Genomic DNA, 18,815 nt, shown 5'->3' with positions numbered 1-18,815 from the left:
TGGCGCCGGGTTGAGCCTGGCGATCCTGGGCGACGTGGCCTTGGCCGTGCCCTCTGCGCATTTCACCGCGGCTTATGGCATGGTGGGCCTGACGCCCGATGGCGGGATGAGCTGGACCCTGCCGCGCGTGGTGGGCCTGCGCCGCGCGCAGGAGATCATCCTGACCAACCGCCGCATCGGCGCCGAGGAGGCCGCGCAGATCGGCCTGGTGACCCGCGTGGTGGCGGCAGAGACGCTGCTTGACGAAGGCCTGGCGGTGGCCGAGCGCCTGGCCCAGGGGCCGGTTGGCGCGATTGCCGGCGCGCGCGCCCTGCTCGCGGCCAGCATGCAGAACGACCTGGCCACGCAGCTTGACCTGGAAGTGGTGCGCATTGCCGATGCCGGCGCCGGGGCCGAAGCGGCCGAAGGCATTGCCGCATTTGCCGAACGGCGTCCGCCGCGCTTTACCTGAAGCCCAGCCCCCGTTCCCCAATCCTGGCCACGGCGCGTCCCGTTAGGGACGGCGCTGGGCCGTGCCGTTCCGATGTGAGGTGCAATCATGGCGATCAAGACCCGGATTACGCAGCTTTTGGGCATTGCCCACCCCATTGTGCAGGGGGGAATGATGTGGGTGGGCCGCGCCGAACTGGCGAGCGCGGTATCCAACGCCGGGGGGCTGGGCATCCTGACTGCGCTGACCCAGCCGACGCCCGATGATCTGCGGCGCGAGATCGACCGCTGCCGCACCATGACCGACAAGCCGTTTGGCGTGAACCTGACGATCCTGCCCTCGGTCAGCCCGCCGCCCTATGCGGAGTATCGCCGCGCGATCATCGATAGCGGGATCAAGATCGTGGAAACCGCCGGGCACAACCCGCGCGAGCACATCGAGGATTTCAAAAGCCACGGCGTGACCGTGCTGCACAAGTGCACCGCCGTGCGCCATGCCGTTTCTGCGCAGAAAATGGGCGTGGACGTGATCAGCATCGATGGCTTTGAATGCGCCGGCCACCCCGGCGAGGATGATATCCCCGGCCTGATCCTGATCCCCGCCGCAGCCGACCAGATCAGCATTCCGATGCTGGCCAGCGGCGGCATTGGTGACGGGCGCGGGCTGGCCGCCGCGCTGGCGCTGGGCGCCGAAGGGGTGAACATGGGCACGCGGTTCTGCGCCACGGTGGAAGCGCCGATCCATGACGCGATCAAGCAGTTGCTGGTGGCCAACAGCGAGCGCGATACGCGCCTGATCTTCCGCCGGTTTCACAACACCGGGCGCGTGGCGGCAACGCCGGTGTCTGATCGCGTGGTCGACATCTCTGCCCGGCCCGAGGCGGTGTTCGAGGACATCCGCCCGCTGGTGTCAGGCGCCAAGGGGCGCGAGGCGCTGGAAACCGGCAATGTCGAGGCCGGACTGGTCTGGGCCGGGCAAGTGCAGGGCCTCATTCACGATATCCCGACTTGCGCGCAGCTGCTGAGCCGCATGGTGGCCGAGGCCGAGGACGTCATCCGTGGGCGGCTGGGCGGGTTCCTCGCCTGAACCTTCCCGCGCGCCCGGATCGCCAATGGTTGCACGCGGGAACTGCAGTACAAGAATTTAGGGGTGGTTGGCGCGGATCGCGTGCCATAGTCGTGGCCCGACCATGACCACGCCGATCACCCACGCCGTTGACTCGCTGACCGAAAAGGAAAGGCAGGTGTTGCGTCTGATGGTGCGCGGGCACGATGCCAAATCGATCGCCTGCCGCCTCAATCTTTCGGTGCACACGATCAACGAACGCCTGCGTGATGCACGGCGCAAGCTTGCGGTGTCGAGCAGCCGGGAAGCGGCGCGGTTGCTTTTCGATGCCGAGGGAGAGCCCCCCAAAAATTCAGGGGACAGCGAATTGGGGGAAGCCCCGCACCCCGGCGATATGGAACAGCCTGGCCTGGCCGAACGTATATCTCGTCGCGGCTGGATCAAGACAGGAAGTATCGCCATGTCATTGCTGATGGGACTGGCCGCGCTTGTGGCGCTGCCGCTAATGAATGCATCGTCAGATCCGCAACCCGCCGCCACGGTCGAAACCAGCGATCCCGCGATTATCGCCACGGCGCGCCGTTTCCTCGAGCTTGCCGACCAGCACGACTGGGCCCAGACCTATCGCATGACCACGCTGCGTTTCCGCAAGGCCAACACGCAGCAGGTCTGGGCGAACGTTTCGGAAAAGGTCCATGCCGACCTGGGCATGGCGCAATCGCGCCAATTGCTCAGCGAACAGAACCTGCCTGCACCCCCCAACGGCTATGAAGTGGTGAAATTCCGTAGCCACTTTGCCAAGAAGGGCGAGGTGGTGGAGACGGTCACGCTGGAACACGTCGATGGCGCGTGGCAGGTGGCAGGCGTGACGGTCGGCTGAACCTGGCACGCCAGGGTTTCGTTACCGCTGGCTGCGCGCTGCCAGCGCCAGGATCGCCTCTGCCTGCTTGAGGTGGGGGCGATCGACCATCCGGCCATCGAGTTGCACCACGCCCAGCGCGGGATCGGCAGCAAACAGCGCGACGACGCGGCGGGCGTGGTCGATCTCGGCCGGGGTGGGGGTGAAAGCCTGATTGATCACTGGCACTTGCGCGGGGTGCAGCGCCATCATCCCGGTAAAGCCATCGCGGCGCGCCCGCGCGGCATAGCGCGCCAGCCCATCGAGGTCCGCCAGCGCGGGAAAGACCGTTTCGATCGGGGCCACGCCGGCCTTGTGCGCGCCGAACAGGGTCAGGCTGCGCACCAGTTCGTAGGGCGCGGTATAGCGGCCATCGTCTTCGCGCGCGGTGGCAGCGCCGATCGCGGCGGGCAGGTCTTCCGCGCCCCAGGTCAGCCCGCACAGCGCCGCGCGCACATCGCCATAGGTGCCCAGTTCGAACACGGCGGCCGGCGTTTCGGTGGCAATCGGCAGGATCGGCACGGCCTGCGCGCCCATCATGGCCAGAAGCGTGCCGACGGTTTCCGCGCCTTCGGCCTTGGGCAGCATGATCCCATCGGGTCGGCCAGGCAGCGCCGCCGCCAGATCGGCAGCGGCCATTCCACTGTCCACCGGATTGATTCGCACGAAGACCGGGCAGGGGCGCGGGCCGGCCAGATACTCGGCGACGGCGTCGCGTGCCCCATCCTTGGCGGCGAGCGCTACCGAGTCTTCCAGGTCAAGGATCACCGCATCGGCGCCGCTCGCCGCTGCCTTTGAAAAGCGTTCGGGCCGATCGGCCGGTACGAACAGCAGGGAGCGCAGGTTCATGCGGGCGTTCCGGCGATGAGCGCACTGCGCTTGCAGCGGCACACGACCTCGCCGCGCTGGTTGATCAGTTCATGCGCGAACGTGACGATGCCGGCGCCCGGACGCGAGCGGGAGGGGCGCGTTTCCAGCACCTCGCTGGTGGCGTGGAGCGTGTCGCCGATGAACACCGGCTTAGGCATCGTCACCGCGTCATAGCCGAGGTTGGCCACCAGCGTGCCGAGCGTGGTTTCGCCCACCGACAGCCCGACCATCAGCGCGAACGTGAACGTGCCGTTGACCAGGATCTGGCCGAACTCGCTGGCGCGCGCGGCCTCGGCGTCGAGGTGCAGCGGCTGCGGGTTGTGCGTCATGCACGAAAACATGAGGTTGTCGGTCTCGGTCACGGTGCGGCGGATCGGGTGTTCGATCCGGTCACCCACGGCCCATGCATCGAAAAAGCGCCCGGTCATGGTTCAATCGTCCTGCTGCGTGATGCGCGCCAGCAGCGCATCGACTTGCACTTGCGCGCCCGCCTGGGTTTCGAGCGCCGCGACCACGCCATCGAACGGGGCAACCAGCGTGTGTTCCATCTTCATCGCTTCGAGGGTCAAGAGCTTTTGGCCCTTGATGACGGTTTCCCCCTGCGCGACGGACACCGCGATGACGCGGCCGGGCATGGGCGCCAGGATCGCGCCGTCGCCGGCAGTGGCCCCGTCGGTCGGCTTGTGGTGCCAGGGTTCGAGCCGCCACACCTGTCCGTGTTCGCAGACCAGGGTGAACGGCGCCGGCGCGGTGGCGGCGCCAGCGAAGGCGATTTCAATGGGCGCGCCATCGAGCAGGAAATGCCCGGTGCGAACGGGCGCGGCATTGAGGCGCAGGCCTTGCGCCAGGCTGGGCGCCACGAGCTGTGCAGCGGCCTTGGCAAGGACCGCTGCCGAGGGTGCAAGCGGCTCTGCCAGAGCGGCACCGTCACGGCCGATCAGGCCGGTATCAACGTCGCCGGCGACAAACTGCGGATGGTGCAGCAGGCGCGCGAGGAACGCGGCATTGGTGCGCACCGGCCAGATGGCCGTCTCGTCGAGCATCTTGGCGAGACGCTGGCGCGCGTCTTCGCGGCTGGGGCCATGGGCGATGACTTTGGCGACCATCGGATCGTAGAACGGGCTGATCGTGTCGCCCTGCGCCACGCCGGTATCGATGCGCCCGCCCTCAACCATCCCGAACTGCAGATGGTCGAGCCGGCCGATCGAGGGTAGGAAGCCCTTGGCCGGGTCTTCGGCATAGAGCCGCGCTTCCATTGCCCAGCCCTGGATCGTCAGTTCGTCCTGGCGGCGGGGCAGCGGTTCGCCGCTGGCCACGCGAATCTGCCATTCGACCAGATCCTGGCCGGTGATCGCCTCGGTCACCGGGTGTTCCACCTGGAGCCGGGTGTTCATCTCCATGAACCAGATGCGATCGGCGCGCAGGCCCTCCGAACCATCCGCGATGAATTCGATCGTGCCGGCGCCCTGGTAACCCACGGCCTGCGCCGCGCGCACCGCCGCTTGGCACACGCCGGCCCGCGTCGCTTCGTCCATGCCCGGCGCGGGGGCTTCCTCGATCACTTTCTGGTGGCGGCGTTGCAGCGAGCAATCGCGTTCGAACAGGTGGACCACGTTGCCGTGCGCGTCACCGAACACCTGCACTTCGATATGGCGCGGCGAGAGGATGTATTTCTCGATCAGCACATGGGCATTGCCGAACGATGCCGCCGCTTCGCGCTGGCACGAGGCGAGCGCATCGGCAAAGTCCTGCGGCTGTTCGACCAGGCGCATGCCCTTGCCGCCGCCGCCGGCCACGGCCTTGATCAGGACCGGATAGCCAACCCTGGCTGCTTCGGCCGCCAGGAATTCGGCATCCTGGTTTTCGCCCAGATAGCCCGGCGTGGTGGGAACGCCGGCCTGCTGCATCAGCGCCTTGGCCGCATCCTTGAGGCCCATGGCGGAAATGGCCGACGGCGGCGGGCCGACCCACACCAGGCCGGCATCGAGCACGGCTTGCGCAAAGGCAGCGTTTTCCGACAGGAAGCCATAGCCGGGGTGGATCGCCTGGGCGCCGGTTTCCAGCGCGGCGGCGATGATCTTTTCACCCACCAGATAGGATTCGCGCGCCGCCGCCGGGCCGATGGCCACGGCCTGGTCGGCTTGGGCCACGTGCATGGCTTGGGCGTCTGCTTGCGAATAGACGGCCACGGTGCGCAGGCCCATCGCCCGCGCGGTGCGGATGATCCGGCAGGCGATTTCGCCACGGTTGGCGACAAGGATGGATTGGATCATGCGCGCTTACATCCGGAACACGCCGAAGGAAGGACGATCGGCAAAGGGGGCTTCCAGGCAGGCTTCCAGCGCCAGGCCGACCACGTCGCGGGTCTGCACCGGGTCGATCACGCCGTCGTCCCACAGGCGGGCGGTGGCGTAATAGGGGTTGCCTTCGTCTTCGTATTTCTGGCGGATCGGCGCCTTGAACGCTTCGGCCTGTTCGGGTGTCCAACTCGCGGCGTCGCGGTGCACGGTGGCGAGCACGCTGGCCGCCTGTTCCCCGCCCATCACCGATATGCGCGCGTTGGGCCAGGTGAACAGGAAGCGTGGGCCATAGGCCCGCCCGCACATGCCATAGTTGCCCGCGCCGAAACTGCCGCCGATCAGCACAGTGATCTTGGGCACTTGCGCGGTGGCAACGGCTGTCACCAGCTTGGCGCCATGCTTGGCGATGCCTTCGGCTTCATACTTGCCGCCGACCATGAACCCTGAGATGTTTTGCAGGAACAGCAGCGGGATGCCGCGCTGGCAGGCCAGCTCGATGAAATGCGCGCCCTTTTGCGCGGACTGTGAAAACAGCACGCCGTTGTTGGCCAGGATCGCCACCGGCAGTCCGTGGATGTGGGCAAAGCCGCAGACCAGGGTGGTGCCGAACAGCGCCTTGAATTCGTGAAACTCGCTGCCATCGACGACCCGCGCGATCACTTCGCGCACATCGTAGGGCGCGCGCACATCTTGCGGGATCACGCCATAGAGCCCTTGCGGATCATGCAGCGGCGGGCGGCTCTCGCGGCGTTCCACCCGCGCGCGATCGGGCGCGCCCAGGTGCGAGACGATATCGCGCACGATCGACAGGGCATGTTCGTCGTTTTCAGCAAGGTGATCGACCACGCCCGACTGGCGCGCGTGAAGATCGCCGCCGCCGAGGTCTTCGGCGCTGATTTCCTCGCCCGTGGCGGCCTTGACCAGTGGCGGGCCGGCCAGGAAGATCGTGCCCTGGTCCTTGACGATCACGGTCTCGTCGCTCATCGCCGGGACATAGGCGCCGCCGGCGGTGCACGATCCCATCACGGCGGCGATCTGGGCAATGCCGGCCGCACTCATCCGCGCCTGGTTGTAGAAGAACCGGCCAAAGTGATCGCGATCGGGAAACACCTCTGCCTGGTTGGGCAAGTTGGCCCCGCCCGAGTCCACCAGATAGACGCAGGGCAGGCGGTTTTCCTGGGCGATTTCCTGGGCGCGCAGATGCTTTTTCACCGTCATCGGGAAATAGGTGCCGCCCTTGACCGTGGCATCGTTGGCAAAGACCATGCACTGCCGCCCGGAAACGCGGCCAATGCCGGCGATGATGCCCGCGCCGGGCACTTCGTCGTTATAGAGGCCATTGGCCGCCAACTGGCCCACTTCGAGAAAGGGGGAGCCAGGATCGACCAGCCGCTCTACCCGATCGCGCGGCAAGAGCTTGCCCCGCGCGGTGTGGCGGCTGCGCGCGCGCTCATCACCGCCCAGCGCTGCCTTGGCAACGCGGGCGCGCAAGTCTTCTGCCAGCGCGCGGTTGTGCGCGGCGCGCGCCTGCGCTTCCGGGCTGGCGAGGTCGATGGCCGTGGGCAGGACGGGCGCGCTCATACCTTGATCCCGATCAGTTCGCGGCCGATCAGCATGCGGCGGATTTCGTTGGTGCCCGCGCCGATATCGAGCAGCTTGGCATCGCGCAGATAGCGTTCTACCGGCCAGTCCTTGGTATAGCCGGCGCCGCCCAGCGCCTGGATCGCTTCGCCAGCCACGCGAAAGGCGCTTTCGCTGGCGAGCAGGATCGCGCCGGCGGCATCGAACCGCGTGGTCTGCCCGGCATCGCAGGCGCGCGCGACGGTATAGACATAGGCGCGCGCCGATTGCAGCGCGACATACATATCGGCCACTTTGGCCTGCATCAGCTGAAACGTGCCGATCGCCTTGCCGAACTGCTGGCGTTCGCGAACGTAGGGGATGACGGTGTCTAGGCAGGCCTGCATGATGCCGATCTGCATGCCCGCCAGCACGACGCGCTCGTAATCCAGGCCGCTCATCAGCACGCCCACGCCGCCATTGACCGGCCCCATGACGTTTTCGGCCGGGACGAAGCAATCGTCGAACACCAGCTCGCACGTGGGGCTGCCGCGCAGGCCCATCTTGTCGATCTTTTGCCCGATCGAGAAACCCGGCATGCCGCGCTCGATCAGAAACGCGGTAATGCCCTTGGCGCCGGCATCGGGCGCGGTCTTGGCATAGACCACCAGGGTATCGGCATACGTGCCGTTGGTGATCCAAAACTTGGTGCCGTTGAGGCGGAAGCCACCATCGACTGCATCGGCGCGCAGCTTCATCGCCACGACATCCGAACCGGCGCCGGCTTCCGACATCGCCAGGCTGCCAAGGTGTTCGCCCGAAACCAGCTTGGGCAGGTACTTGGCCTTCTGCGCGGCATTGCCCCAGCGGCGGATCTGGTTGACGCACAAGTTGGAATGCGCGCCATAGGACAAGCCCACGGCGCCCGAGGCCCGGCTGACTTCTTCCACCGCGATGACATGGTGGAGATAGCCCAGGCCCAACCCGCCGAATTCCTCCTCCACGGTCACGCCATGCAGGCCGAGCGCGCCCATCGGCTCCCACAATTCGCGGGGAAAGCGGTCTTGGGCGTCGATCGCGGCGGCCAGCGGGGCGATCTGCTCGTCGGCAAAGCGGCCGGCGGCCTCGCGGATCATCTGGGCGTTTTCATCCAGGCCGAAATCGAGTTCGGGGGTTGCACGCACGGCTTTGTCTCCTCTTCCCGCCCACTGTTTTCTGTGGCCATGATACTGCGCCGCTGGCTGCGCAGGAAATTGATTTTCGCAGCGGATTTGCATAGAAAAAACCTATGTTGAAACGCAACCACCTGCGCCAGTTCCTGGCCATCGTCGAAACCGGCGGCATCAGCGCGGCCGCGCGGCGGCTGAACCTGAGCCAGCCGACGCTGTCGGCCGGCCTTGCCGAACTGGAGCGGCTGGTGGGGGCGCCCTTGCTGATGCGCGATCGCAAGCAGATCCGCCTGACGGCGGCGGGCACACGCCTGCTCGCCCATGCCCGCACGATCGAGCGGGAGTTTCGCCTGGCCGAAACCCCGGCGCAGGATCTGGCCCCGGTGGCCGCGCCGCTGCGCCTGGGCGTGCTGGCCTCGTTGCCCGGCCGGGCGCTGGTGCAACTGGCGCGTGATATGCAGGGCACGCGCCCGCTGGTGCTGCTGGAAGGCAGCGATGCCGATCTGCGCCGCCGGCTGGGCGAAGGGCAACTCGATGCGATCCTCACCCTACTGCATGGCGCGCCAGCGGAAGGAGCGGTGGTGGAAGAAAGCTATGCCATGTTGCTGCCGCAGGGCCATGCGCTGGCCGCGCGCACCATGGTCAGCGCGCTGGACCTGGCGGCCGATGTCATGGTGGCGCGGCGCAGCTGCGAGATCCTGGGCGAAACCAGCCGCTTCTTTACCGCCCAGGGCGTGCGGCCGCATTTCCTGCTGCGCAGCGCTAACGAGGAACGCTGCATGGATCTGGTGCGGCAAGGGCTGGCGGTGACCACCGGGCCGGTGAGCCTGGCCGGCGATGGCGTGGTGGCGGTGCCGCTGGCCGGCTATGATTTCCGCCGTCGGCTGGGTCTGGTGGGCGGCGGCCAGGCGCTGGACCCGGCACTGGTGGCAAGTTGGGGCCGGCTGGCCGCCAGCTGGGCATAATCTGGGGCCGTCAGCCCAAGCCCCGGTTGGGGCGTTGAGATTCACCCGATCGGGGGTTTTGTCGGCACGCGTGGTTTTGCAAAACATTGCAGGCCTGCGGGCATCCCTCTCTCCTGATCGGAGCCAACCATCATGACCGCGTCCCCCACCATGCCGACCGTCGTTCTTGTCCATGGCGCCTGGGCCGATGGATCGAGCTGGCAGCGCGTCATTCCCCTGTTGCTGGCGGCTGACGTGCCGGTGGTGGCGGTGCAGAACCCGACGACCTCGCTGGCCGATGACGTGGCCGCCACCGCGCGCACGCTGGCCACGGTTGCCGGGCCAGTGGTGCTGGTCGGGCATAGCTGGGGCGGGGCGGTGATCACCCAGGCTGGCAACGATCCCAAGGTCAAGGCGCTGGTCTATGTCGCCGCATTCGCGCCCAAGGCCGGTGAAACCGTGGGCGACCAGGTCGGCCGCCACGAAGCCCCACCGGCGCTGGGCAAGATCATCGACGATGGCGCTGGTTTCCTGACGCTGAGCGCGGCAGGCTGGATCGAGGACGTGGCGCAGGACCTGCCCGAGACCGAGGCGCGCGTGCTCTGCGCCACGCAGCCGCCGCTCGCCGCCAGCACCTTTGGCGACAAGGTGGAGCAGGCCGCGTGGGAAACACGCCCGACCTGGTACATCGTTTCCGCGCAGGATCGCATTGTCAGCGTGGCGCTGGAGCGCGAACTGGCCGCGGCGATGAACGCGCAGACCAGCGAAGTGGCGGCCGGGCACCTGAGCCTGCTGTCGCAGCCCGAGGCGGTGGCGGGCGTTATCCTCGACGCCGTGCGCGCGACGGCTGCAAGCCTCTGAAACATGTGCGCAGTGAACCAAGAGGCGCTTTTTCCTGTCATGGCTTCATGACAGGATCGTCGCGTCCTGCTCACGGCCGATACCGGATTCGGCCAAGCAATGGAGAGTGACATGGATGCGGTAACGACGAAGTGCCCGATGGGCGGCGGCGAGGGCAAAAAGCGGCCCCTGTTGGGACGGACGAACCAGGACTGGTGGCCCAAGGCCCTGCCGCTGGCGATCCTGGCGCAGCATGGCCAATCGGCCAGCCCCTATCCGCAAGGGTTCGATTATCGCACCGCGTTCAAGGGGCTGGATTATGCGGCGGTGAAGGCCGATCTGCATGCCCTGATGACCGACAGCCAATCGTGGTGGCCGGCCGACTATGGCCATTATGGTCCGTTCTTCATCCGCATGGCCTGGCATTCGGCCGGCAGCTATCGCAGCGGCGATGGGCGCGGCGGCTCGTCATCGGGCTCGCAGCGGTTTGCGCCGCTCAATTCCTGGCCCGACAACGGCAACCTCGACAAGGCACGGCGCCTGCTCTGGCCGATCAAGCGCAAGTATGGCGCGGCGCTGAGCTGGGCTGACCTGTTCATCATGGCCGGCAATGTTGCGATCGAGTCGATGGGCGGCCCGATCTTCGGCTTTGGCGGCGGACGCGAGGATATCCACGAACCGGCCCTCGATGTGTTCTGGGGCATGGAAGAAACCTGGGTGGGTGACCCGCAGAACCAGACCCGGATCGACGAGGCCGCCGGCCTCAAGATCGAGGGTCCGCTCGCCGCGATCCAGATGGGGTTGATCTATGTGAACCCCGAAGGACCGGGCGGCGTGCCCGATCCCATGGCCTCGGCGCGCGACATTCGCGAAACCTTCCATCGCATGGGTATGGACGATACCGAAACCGCCGCGCTCACCGCCGGCGGGCACACCTTTGGCAAGGCCCATGGCGGCGGCGATGCCGCACTGGTGGGGGCCGCGCCCGAAGGGGCCGACATTGCCCAGATGGGCTTTGGCTGGACCTCTACCCACGGCACCGGGATGGGCGATGACACGATCACCTCGGGCATCGAGGGATCGTGGACGCCCACGCCCACGCAGTGGGACATGACCTATTTCGACATGCTGCTCGACCACGAATACGAACTGGTGCGCAGCCCGGCCGGCGCGCACCAGTGGCAACCGGTGGGCAACCCCGAAGAGACCCTGGCCCCCAAGGCCCATACGCCGGGCGTCAAGGTGCCCACGATGATGACCACCGCCGACATGGCGATGAAGGTGGACCCGGCCTATCGCGCGGTGATGGACCGTTTCCGCGCCGATCCGGCCTATTTTGCCGACAGCTTTGCCCGCGCGTGGTTCAAGCTGACCCACCGCGACATGGGGCCCAAGGCGCGCTATCTGGGGCCAGAGGTGCCGGCCGAAGACCTGATCTGGCAAGATCCGATTCCCGCGCGCGATTATCCGCTGATCGACGCCGCCGATGTGGCCACGCTCAAGACCGCGATCGCCGGCTCAGGACTGTCGGTGGCTGAACTGGTCGGCACGGCCTGGGCTTCTGCGGCCACCTATCGCGGATCGGACCGGCGCGGCGGCGCCAATGGCGCGCGCATCGCGCTGGAGCCGCAGCGCCATTGGGCGGTGAACGAGCCAGAGAAGCTGGCGCGCGTGCTGGACGTCTATGCCGGCATCAAGGCGCAGTTCGATGGCGCGGCCAGTGGTGGCAAGAAGGTGTCGCTGGCCGATTTGATCGTGCTGGGGGGTGGCGTGGGCATCGAATTGGCCGCCAAGGCTGCTGGCCGCACGGTGGATGTGCCGTTCACCCCGGGCCGCACCGATGCCACGGTGGAACAGACCGACGCCGAAAGCTTTGCCTGGCTGGAGCCGCATGCCGATGGCTTCCGCAACTATCTGGCCGGGCCGACCGATGTGAACGCCGAGGAACTGCTGATCGACCGGGCGCAGTTGCTGGGCCTAGGCGTGGCGGAAATGACCGTTCTGGTCGCCGGGCTGCGCGTGCTGGGTGCCAACCATGGTGGCGCGGCGCATGGCGTGCTGACGGCGCGGCCGGGCCAGTTGACCAACGATTTCGTGGTCAACCTGCTCGACATGGCCACGGCCTGGGCGCCGGCCGGCGATGAAGCGGAAACCTACGTGGGCAAGGATCGCGCCAGCGGCGCGCCGCGCTGGACGGCAACGCGCGTCGACCTCGTGTTCGGGGCCAATGCCCAGTTGCGCGGGGTGTGCGAGGTCTATGCCGGACTGGACGCAGAAGACAAGTTCGTGGACGATTTCATCGCTGCATGGACCAAGGTGATGAACGCAGACCGCTTCGACTTGCTAGATTGATCGCGTGCCTGGTTTGCTGGTGCCGTTGCCTCAGGGTGGCGGCGCCAGTGAATCCCGCTCTACCAGGTGAAAATCGAGCATGACCTGGCGATCGCCGGTCTCTCCGCGATCGAGCAGCAGGCTCGCCGCAGCATAGCCCATTTCCTCGATCGGCTGGTAAATCGTGGTGAGATAGGGCCAGACCGACTTTGCCACCCAGCTGTCGTCGAAGCCGCACAGCGAAATATCGTGCGGCACGCGCAGCCCGGCGCGGGCGCAGGCGACCATGACCCCGGCGGCGGAATCATCGTTGGTGGCAAAGATCGCGGTGGGGCGCGGGTCGCGCGCCAGCAAGTCCATGCCGGCGGCAATCCCGCTTTCGAACGAGAACAGGCCATCGGCCTCTGCCACCACCAGATCGGGATCGAACTGGCGGATCGCCGCGAGGAAGCCGGTGCGGCGCCGATCGCCGGCGCGGTGCAGGGGCGGGCCGGTGACCACGCCCAGGCGGCGATGGCCCAGCGCCCAGAGGTGGCGGGCGACCAGCGCACCGGCGGCGGCATCGTCGATGGCCACGCAGGGAGAGCGGCCCAGCTCGCTGTTGGGGGCGATGCGGGCATAGCGGACGCCGCGCCGCTCCAGAAAGGCGAGGACCTGGACATTGTCGGTCAGCGGCGGGGGGAGGATGAACCCGTCGCAGCGGCTGTTGCGCACGATCGCATCAAGCTGGGCCTCCACCTCGGCGCGGGGCAGGTCCGAGGCGATGTTGTCGATGCGCAGGTGGTACTGCTGCTCGACACAGGCGCGATAGACGCCCGACTGGATCTTGATGGTGTAGTTGGGACTCGGGTTGTCGAACAGCAGCCCGACGATGAACGTGCGCGATCCGGCCAGCGACCGCGCCGCAGCATCGGGCACGAAGGCCAGCGCGGCGATCGCGGCCTCGACCTTGGCGCGCAGCGTGTCTGACACATGCGGCTCGCGGTTAACCACGCGCGACACGCTTTTGAGCGAGACCCCGGCGAGCCGGGCAACGTCCTCCATCGTGGCGCGTTCCTTGGCGCCAGCGGGGCGGGAAGGGGGGCCGGCAAGCGCGGCGGGGTCAGATGGGGATTGTGGCATTTTGGCCGACGGGTGCCTCTCCATGTCAACCATTATGGCTATTTCTTTCGGCAGGTCACGCGAAATTCTGACAGCGCAGTCTTGACAGCGCTGACTGATTCATTTCAAACCATGGCTAAGCAAGATCGAAAACTTGCCGCCGATGGAGAGGATATCGATTGCGGTTCGAAGCATGGCTTCGGGCGTTGGGCCTTTGCGGCCCGTTTCTTCCCCATTTCGGCATGCGGCCATTGCCCGGGCAGTGCCTGTCTGCGCCACGCGCGCAAGCCAGGCAGGGCGTGGCCGCGAACGGGAGCACTACCCGCGGCGCACGTGCACGCGGGAACAAAAAGGGAGGGAAGACATGAAGCTGATCCAGACAGCATGCCTGATTTCGGCGGTGGCCCTGGCCGCGCCAGCCTATGCCCAGAGCGCGCCCGCGCCGGAACCGGCGCAAGATGCGGCCAAGACCGCCAGCGACGATGTGTCGATGCCCGATATCGTCGTCACCGCCACGCGCGACAAGACGCTGCTATCGAAAACACCGATTGCGCTGACCGCGATCACCGGCGATGGCCTGCGTTCCAAGGGCGTGACCAATCCCACCGCGCTGGGTGACCAGGTGCCCGGCCTGTCGATCGACCGCACCAATGGCCTGCAGATCACCATTCGCGGCGTGACCAGCACCGACGGCACCGAAAAGGGCAACCCTTCGGCCGCGTTCCTGGCCGATGGCGTCTATCTGGCGCGGCCGCAGCAGGCCGACGTGAGCTTCATGGACGTGGACCACGTCGAAGTGCTCAAAGGGCCGCAAGGCACGCTCTATGGCCGCAACACCACGGCCGGCGTGATCAACGTGATCACCAAGCGGCCCAATTTCGAGCGGGCCAGCGTGGAAGCCAATGCCGGCGTGGGCAATTACAACGCCTATAACGCTGACGCGGCCTTCAACCTGCCGGTCAACGACTGGGCCGCCTTCCGCCTCTCGCTCAATTTCGACACGCGCGACAATTTCGTCAAGGGCGTGGCCAACGATCCCAATTACAACAACAAGTTCCGCACCAATATCTCGGCCCGCCTGCAGGGCCTGTTCAAGCTGGGCGATCGCGGCGAATTGCTGCTGCGCGGCGGCTATTCACGGCTGACCGGATCACGCGATTCCTCGGTGCCGTTCAGCAATTTCTATCAGGTTGGCAACAATCCCAGCGGCGGGCGCTTTGCCGTGTGGGCACCGATCGGCGATACCCGCCAGTCGCTCACCACGCCGCTCGCCAGCGCCAATTTCAACGCGCCGCTCACCTATGTGAACCCGGTCGATGGCCAGACCTATACCTCGGGGCTGTCGGCGCACCAGTATGGCGGCGGGGATCAGTCTTCGTTCAAGCCCAACGTGCATGACATCGCCTATAATCTCGACGGCGAGTTCAACTATGATTTCGGCGGCGTGAAAGCGACGTACCTTGGCTCGATCCGCCAATACGAAGCCAAGGAAAACAGCAACGTGCTTTCGGGTGGCGTCAACCTGCCCGGCACGTTCAACGGCGATTACACGCAGCAGAGCCACGAGTTGCGCCTGGCATCGAGCGGCGACGGCCCGCTCAAGATCCAGGGCGGCCTGTACTACTTCCGCGAGGAATCGCGGATCGCGTTCTTCATCTACAACCTGGTGCCCTTCGCGTTTGGCAACACGTTCATCTACGGCTTCCCGCAGCACACGATCTCGTCCACCAAGGGCGCGTTCACCCAGGGCACCTACAAGGTGACCGATGCCCTGCGCGTTACGGCGGGCATTCGCTATACCGCCGACGATCTCTCGCGCTATGGCCACACCGTGCACCTCAACACGCTGGGCGGCCAGCCGCTGGTGGGCGGGCAGTATTCCATCGATCCCAACACGCCCGCAGCGCCGGGTGGCCCGACCGTGGGCAGCGGGCGCAGCTATGTCAACGATGCCTCGGTCAAGGGCCGCAAGGTCACCTGGCGCCTGGGCTTTGATGCCGATGTGCTGGGCGGGCTGCTCTATGGCTCGATCGCCACCGGCTACAAGGTTGGCGGCTTTGGCGATGGCTGTTCCACCGGCGGGGCTGGCCAGTCGCTGGTCACCTCGCAAGGGGAACGCTGCGATTATTCCACGCCGGGGGCAACGCCCGGTTCGCTCAAGTATGCCGATCAGCATGCCATCTATTACGAGCCGGAAACCCTGACCGACTATGAACTGGGCTTCCGTGGCCGCGTGGCGCCGTGGATGAAGATCGATACCAACCTGTTCCTGTATGATTACAAGAACATGCAGCTAAGCGCGGTGATCCCGATCAATGGCGCCAACCAGACCGTGACGACCAATGCGGGCAAGGCGCGCGTGCTGGGCTGGGAATTCGAGACGCAGTTCTTCCCGATGCGCGATCTCAACCTCACGCTCGGCGTCGATCTTACCGACGGGCATTATACGCAGTTCTGCCCCTCGGGCGTGGTCAACGGCACCTGCGCCATCAACTATGCCGGGCAAAAGCTTGATCGCACCCCCGCCACCGTCATTTACGGCGGGGTAAACTACACCGTGCCGGTCGGTTCGGGCAATGTCGTCGCTTCGGTCTATTCGCGCTATTCGTCGGCCTATTCGGTGACGGTGTTTGGCGATACCGGGTCTTACTGGCTCAAGCTGTGGACGCCTTCGCGCTCGCGCACCCAGGCGAGCCTGACCTACAATGCGCCGAACGACACCTGGTATGCCTCGGCCTTCATCAAGAACATCGAGAACAAGGTTTCGCTGGTGACCGGCAACGCCACCAGCCTGACGATGAGCGATCCGCGCACCTTCGGCGTGCGCGCCGGGGTCAAGTTCTAACACCGGTCTACCCTGCTGCGGGCCGCGCGCCGCCTGGTGCGTGCGTGCGGCCCGCTTTTTTCTTTTTCGTTCCAGCAAGGATCCCAGCGATGAAACGCCATTTGCCCTTCGTGCTCGGCTGCGCCGCCCTGGCGCTTGGCAGCGGTGCCCGCGCCCAGCAGGCCCCGGCTGTCGACCTGGCCGCCGCGCAGGCCCGCGCCGACGCCACGCTTGCCAAGATGAGCGCCGACGACAAGGTGATCCTCACCCACGGCATCATGCCGCTGCCGTTCCTGCCGGGGGCCAAGATCCCGGCTGGGGCGATTTTCGGCGCTGGCTATGTCGCCGGGATTCCGCGGCTGGGCGTGCCGGCCTTGACCGAAACCGATGCCAGCCTGGGCGTTGCCTGGGTGGGCGGCTTGCGCAAGGATGGCGCCACCGCCCTGCCATCGGGCCTGGCCCAGGCGGCAAGCTGGAACCCTGATCTGCTCTATCGCGGCGGGGCGATGATCGGGGCAGAGGCGCGGGCCAAGGGCTTCAACGTGCTGCTGGCTGGCGGCGTCAACCTGATGCGCGATCCGCGCAATGGCCGCACGTTCGAATACCTGGCCGAAGACCCGCTGCTCTCGGGCGATCTGGTGGGCGCGGCGATTGCCGGTATCCAGTCGAACCACATCATTTCGACGATCAAGCACTTCGCGCTCAACGGCCAGGAAACCGGGCGCAAGTATGTCGATGTCAAGATTGCCGAGGGCGCGGCGCGGGAAAGCGATCTGCTGGCGTTTCAGATCGGCATCGAAAAGGGCCAGCCTGGCGCGGTGATGTGTGCCTACAACCGCATTGGTGGGGCGCAGGCCTGCGCCAGCGACTGGGCGCTCAACAAGGTGCTCAAGGGCTCTTGGGGCTACAAGGGCTTCGTCATGTCTGACTGGGGCGCGGTGCCCGGGGTTGAAGCGGCGCTGGGCGGGCTGGATCAGCAATCCGGCGCAGAGCTGGACAAGGCGCTCTATTTTGCTGACGTGCTCAAGGCCAAGGCCGGGGCGGACAAGGCCTATGCCGCCCGCCTCGATGACATGAACCGCCGCGTACTGACCGCGATCTATGCCACGGGCATCGACAAGCATCCGGCCCAGCCGGGCGGCGCGATCGATTTTGCTGCCCATGCCCAGGTGGCCGAAGACGTCGCGCGGCAGGGTATCGTGCTGCTCAAGAACAATGGCGCGCTGCCGCTGGCCAAGACGGCCGCCTCCATCGCGGTGATCGGCGGATATGCCGACAGCGGCGTGCTGGCCGGCTCGGGCTCGAGCCTGGTCATGGGCGAAGGAGGCCCGGCCGCGACGCGCTCGCTTGGCGGAGACGGGCCGTTTGCCGCGCTGATGCAGCAAAGCTATCACCGCTCCAGCCCGCTCAAGGCGATCCAGGCCCTGGCGCCCAAGGCTACCATCACGTTCCGCGACGGGCGCTATATCGCCGACGCCGTTGCCAAGGCGCGCCAGGCCCAGGTGGCGATCGTGTTTGCCACCGAATGGCGCACGGAAGGGGCCGACCAGCCCGACCTGTCGCTGCCCGATGGCCAGGATGCGCTGATCGCTGCCGTGGCGGCGGCCAATCCCAACACCATCGTCGTGCTGGAAACCGGCGGCCCGGTGATGATGCCCTGGCTCGACAAGGTCGCCGGCGTAGTGGAGGCGTGGTATCCCGGCGCCCGCGGCGGCGAGGCGATCGCTTCGGTCCTGTTCGGCGACACCAACCCGGGCGGGCGCCTGCCCGTCACGTTTCCCGCCAGCCTGGATCAGTTGCCCCGGCCCAAGCTGGACGGCGCGGATTGGGTGGAGCCCAATTTCGGGGGTGATCCGGCCCCGGGCAAGGACCAGCTGCACGCCGATTACGACATCGAAGGGTCTGACGTGGGCTATCGCTGGTTTGCCCGCAAGGGATACAAGCCGCTGTTTCCGTTCGGCTTTGGCCTGAGCTATACCAGCTTTGCCGCGCGTGACCTGAAAGTTTCGGGGATGTCTGCCAGCTTTACCCTGGCCAATACCGGTCAGCGCGCCGGCGATGACGTGGGCCAAGTCTATCTCGTGCGTCGCAATGGCCAGCCGCTGCAACGCCTGGTCGGCTTCAAGCGGATGAGCCTGGCCGCAGGCGCGAGCCAGAGCGCCACGGTAACCTTCGATCCGCGCCTCCTGGCCGATTGGAAGGATGGGCGCTGGACCATGCCGGCCGGCGACTATGGCTTTGCCCTGGGGCGCAGCGCGGCCGATCTGGGGCAAGTGGTGACCGTCAAGCTGCCCGCGCGCAGCTGGAAGGATTGAGGCGATGGACCGCCGCCAGGCGATGGCCTTGATCGGAATGGGGGCGGCTGCGGCAGGTGTGCAAGGCATGCCTGCCGCAGCACGCGCTGCCGCGCCGGCTGCGAGCACGCCACCGGGCGCCGCCTGGTTTGCCACCGTTGCCGGGCGGCCATGGCAGGCGCGCAGCCT

14 protein-coding genes are annotated in these 18,815 nt (G+C 66.7%); 8 read left to right on the top strand and 6 right to left on the bottom strand.

Annotation, left to right across the window (positions count from 1 at the left end; genetic code table 11):
- The 3 genes from H926_RS30130 to H926_RS0122980 form a co-directional block, all read left to right on the top strand.
- Positions 1 to 451, top strand: a 451-nt coding sequence (locus H926_RS30130; protein ID WP_043611156.1) for an enoyl-CoA hydratase/isomerase family protein, incomplete at its 5' end; no start/stop codon positions are given.
- A gap of 87 nt (positions 452 to 538) precedes the next feature.
- Positions 539 to 1,516, top strand: coding sequence for a nitronate monooxygenase family protein (locus H926_RS0122985; RefSeq protein ID WP_022678328.1), 978 nt, complete (start codon positions 539 to 541; stop codon positions 1,514 to 1,516).
- A gap of 103 nt (positions 1,517 to 1,619) precedes the next feature.
- A complete protein-coding gene (locus H926_RS0122980) occupies positions 1,620 to 2,375 on the top strand; it encodes a DUF4019 domain-containing protein (protein ID WP_022678327.1) in 756 nt (251 codons plus the stop codon).
- A 21-nt stretch (positions 2,376 to 2,396) separates the two neighbouring features.
- Here the strand turns inward: H926_RS0122980 and H926_RS0122975 are convergent, their stop codons facing one another.
- Genes H926_RS0122975 through H926_RS0122955 form a run of 5 tightly spaced genes read right to left on the bottom strand, consistent with a single transcriptional unit; the run spans position 2,397 to position 8,307 of the window.
- The gene (locus H926_RS0122975) at positions 2,397 to 3,242 is read right to left on the bottom strand and encodes a CoA ester lyase (RefSeq protein ID WP_022678326.1); all 846 of its coding nucleotides are present in this window, start codon (positions 3,240 to 3,242) and stop codon (positions 2,397 to 2,399) included.
- On the bottom strand, positions 3,239 to 3,691 hold the full coding sequence (locus H926_RS0122970) for a MaoC family dehydratase (protein WP_022678325.1): 453 nt from the start codon (positions 3,689 to 3,691) through the stop codon (positions 3,239 to 3,241). The genes H926_RS0122975 and H926_RS0122970 overlap by 4 nt, the downstream gene beginning before the upstream one ends.
- A 3-nt stretch (positions 3,692 to 3,694) precedes the next feature.
- Entirely contained in the window at positions 3,695 to 5,536 is a 1,842-nt protein-coding gene (locus H926_RS0122965) for an acetyl/propionyl/methylcrotonyl-CoA carboxylase subunit alpha (RefSeq protein WP_022678324.1), read from the bottom strand.
- A gap of 6 nt (positions 5,537 to 5,542) precedes the next feature.
- Positions 5,543 to 7,144: a carboxyl transferase domain-containing protein gene (locus tag H926_RS0122960; RefSeq protein ID WP_022678323.1), complete on the bottom strand. Its 1,602-nt coding sequence runs from the start codon at positions 7,142 to 7,144 to the stop codon at positions 5,543 to 5,545.
- Positions 7,141 to 8,307 (bottom strand): isovaleryl-CoA dehydrogenase, encoded by a 1,167-nt coding sequence (locus H926_RS0122955; protein WP_022678322.1) that lies wholly within the window; start codon positions 8,305 to 8,307, stop codon positions 7,141 to 7,143. The genes H926_RS0122960 and H926_RS0122955 overlap by 4 nt, the downstream gene beginning before the upstream one ends.
- Positions 8,308 to 8,411: 104 nt before the next feature.
- Between H926_RS0122955 and H926_RS0122950 the strand changes: the two genes are divergently transcribed.
- From H926_RS0122950 to katG, 3 genes are all read left to right on the top strand, one after another.
- Entirely contained in the window at positions 8,412 to 9,257 is an 846-nt protein-coding gene (locus H926_RS0122950; RefSeq protein ID WP_022678321.1) for a LysR family transcriptional regulator, read from the top strand.
- Positions 9,258 to 9,389: 132 nt separating this feature from the next.
- Positions 9,390 to 10,097 carry an alpha/beta fold hydrolase gene (locus H926_RS30125; protein WP_022678320.1) on the top strand — a complete coding sequence of 236 codons (708 nt, stop codon included), beginning with the start codon at positions 9,390 to 9,392 and terminating at the stop codon, positions 10,095 to 10,097.
- Between the two features lie 111 nt (positions 10,098 to 10,208).
- Positions 10,209 to 12,428: a catalase/peroxidase HPI gene (katG, locus tag H926_RS0122940; RefSeq protein WP_022678319.1), complete on the top strand. Its 2,220-nt coding sequence runs from the start codon at positions 10,209 to 10,211 to the stop codon at positions 12,426 to 12,428.
- 30 nt (positions 12,429 to 12,458) lie between these two features.
- Here the strand turns inward: katG and H926_RS30120 are convergent, their stop codons facing one another.
- Positions 12,459 to 13,451, bottom strand: coding sequence for a LacI family DNA-binding transcriptional regulator (locus H926_RS30120; RefSeq protein WP_043611154.1), 993 nt, complete (start codon positions 13,449 to 13,451; stop codon positions 12,459 to 12,461).
- Between the two features lie 421 nt (positions 13,452 to 13,872).
- Here H926_RS30120 and H926_RS0122930 point away from each other — a divergent pair, with 421 nt between their 5' ends.
- Both H926_RS0122930 and H926_RS0122925 read left to right on the top strand, forming a co-directional pair.
- Positions 13,873 to 16,353 carry a TonB-dependent receptor gene (locus H926_RS0122930; protein ID WP_022678317.1) on the top strand — a complete coding sequence of 827 codons (2,481 nt, stop codon included), beginning with the start codon at positions 13,873 to 13,875 and terminating at the stop codon, positions 16,351 to 16,353.
- A gap of 89 nt (positions 16,354 to 16,442) precedes the next feature.
- Positions 16,443 to 18,647 carry a glycoside hydrolase family 3 protein gene (locus H926_RS0122925; protein WP_022678316.1) on the top strand — a complete coding sequence of 735 codons (2,205 nt, stop codon included), beginning with the start codon at positions 16,443 to 16,445 and terminating at the stop codon, positions 18,645 to 18,647.
- The last annotated feature ends 168 nt before the right edge of the window (positions 18,648 to 18,815 follow it).

Origin of the sequence: Novosphingobium sp. B-7 (assembly GCF_000410615.1) — a bacterium.
Classification (GTDB): Bacteria; Pseudomonadota; Alphaproteobacteria; order Sphingomonadales; family Sphingomonadaceae; genus Novosphingobium; species Novosphingobium capsulatum.
The sequence above is the reverse complement of the archived record's forward strand: the minus strand, read 5'-3'. Positions and strand labels throughout refer to the sequence as shown.

What these genes read in the sequence shown, in the direction of transcription:
- H926_RS0122985 (WP_022678328.1), top strand. Translation starts at nt 539, where the DNA reads ATGGCGATCAAGACCCGGATTACGCAGCTTTTGGGCATTGCCCACCCC.
- H926_RS0122980 (WP_022678327.1), top strand. Translation starts at nt 1,620, where the DNA reads ATGACCACGCCGATCACCCACGCCGTTGACTCGCTGACCGAAAAGGAA.
- H926_RS0122975 (WP_022678326.1), bottom strand. Translation starts at nt 3,242, where the DNA reads ATGAACCTGCGCTCCCTGCTGTTCGTACCGGCCGATCGGCCCGAACGC.
- H926_RS0122970 (WP_022678325.1), bottom strand. Translation starts at nt 3,691, where the DNA reads ATGACCGGGCGCTTTTTCGATGCATGGGCCGTGGGTGACCGGATCGAA.
- H926_RS0122965 (WP_022678324.1), bottom strand. Translation starts at nt 5,536, where the DNA reads ATGATCCAATCCATCCTTGTCGCCAACCGTGGCGAAATCGCCTGCCGG.
- H926_RS0122960 (WP_022678323.1), bottom strand. Translation starts at nt 7,144, where the DNA reads ATGAGCGCGCCCGTCCTGCCCACGGCCATCGACCTCGCCAGCCCGGAA.
- H926_RS0122950 (WP_022678321.1), top strand. Translation starts at nt 8,412, where the DNA reads ATGTTGAAACGCAACCACCTGCGCCAGTTCCTGGCCATCGTCGAAACC.
- H926_RS30125 (WP_022678320.1), top strand. Translation starts at nt 9,390, where the DNA reads ATGACCGCGTCCCCCACCATGCCGACCGTCGTTCTTGTCCATGGCGCC.
- katG (WP_022678319.1), top strand. Translation starts at nt 10,209, where the DNA reads ATGGATGCGGTAACGACGAAGTGCCCGATGGGCGGCGGCGAGGGCAAA.
- H926_RS30120 (WP_043611154.1), bottom strand. Translation starts at nt 13,451, where the DNA reads ATGGAGGACGTTGCCCGGCTCGCCGGGGTCTCGCTCAAAAGCGTGTCG.
- H926_RS0122930 (WP_022678317.1), top strand. Translation starts at nt 13,873, where the DNA reads ATGAAGCTGATCCAGACAGCATGCCTGATTTCGGCGGTGGCCCTGGCC.
- H926_RS0122925 (WP_022678316.1), top strand. Translation starts at nt 16,443, where the DNA reads ATGAAACGCCATTTGCCCTTCGTGCTCGGCTGCGCCGCCCTGGCGCTT.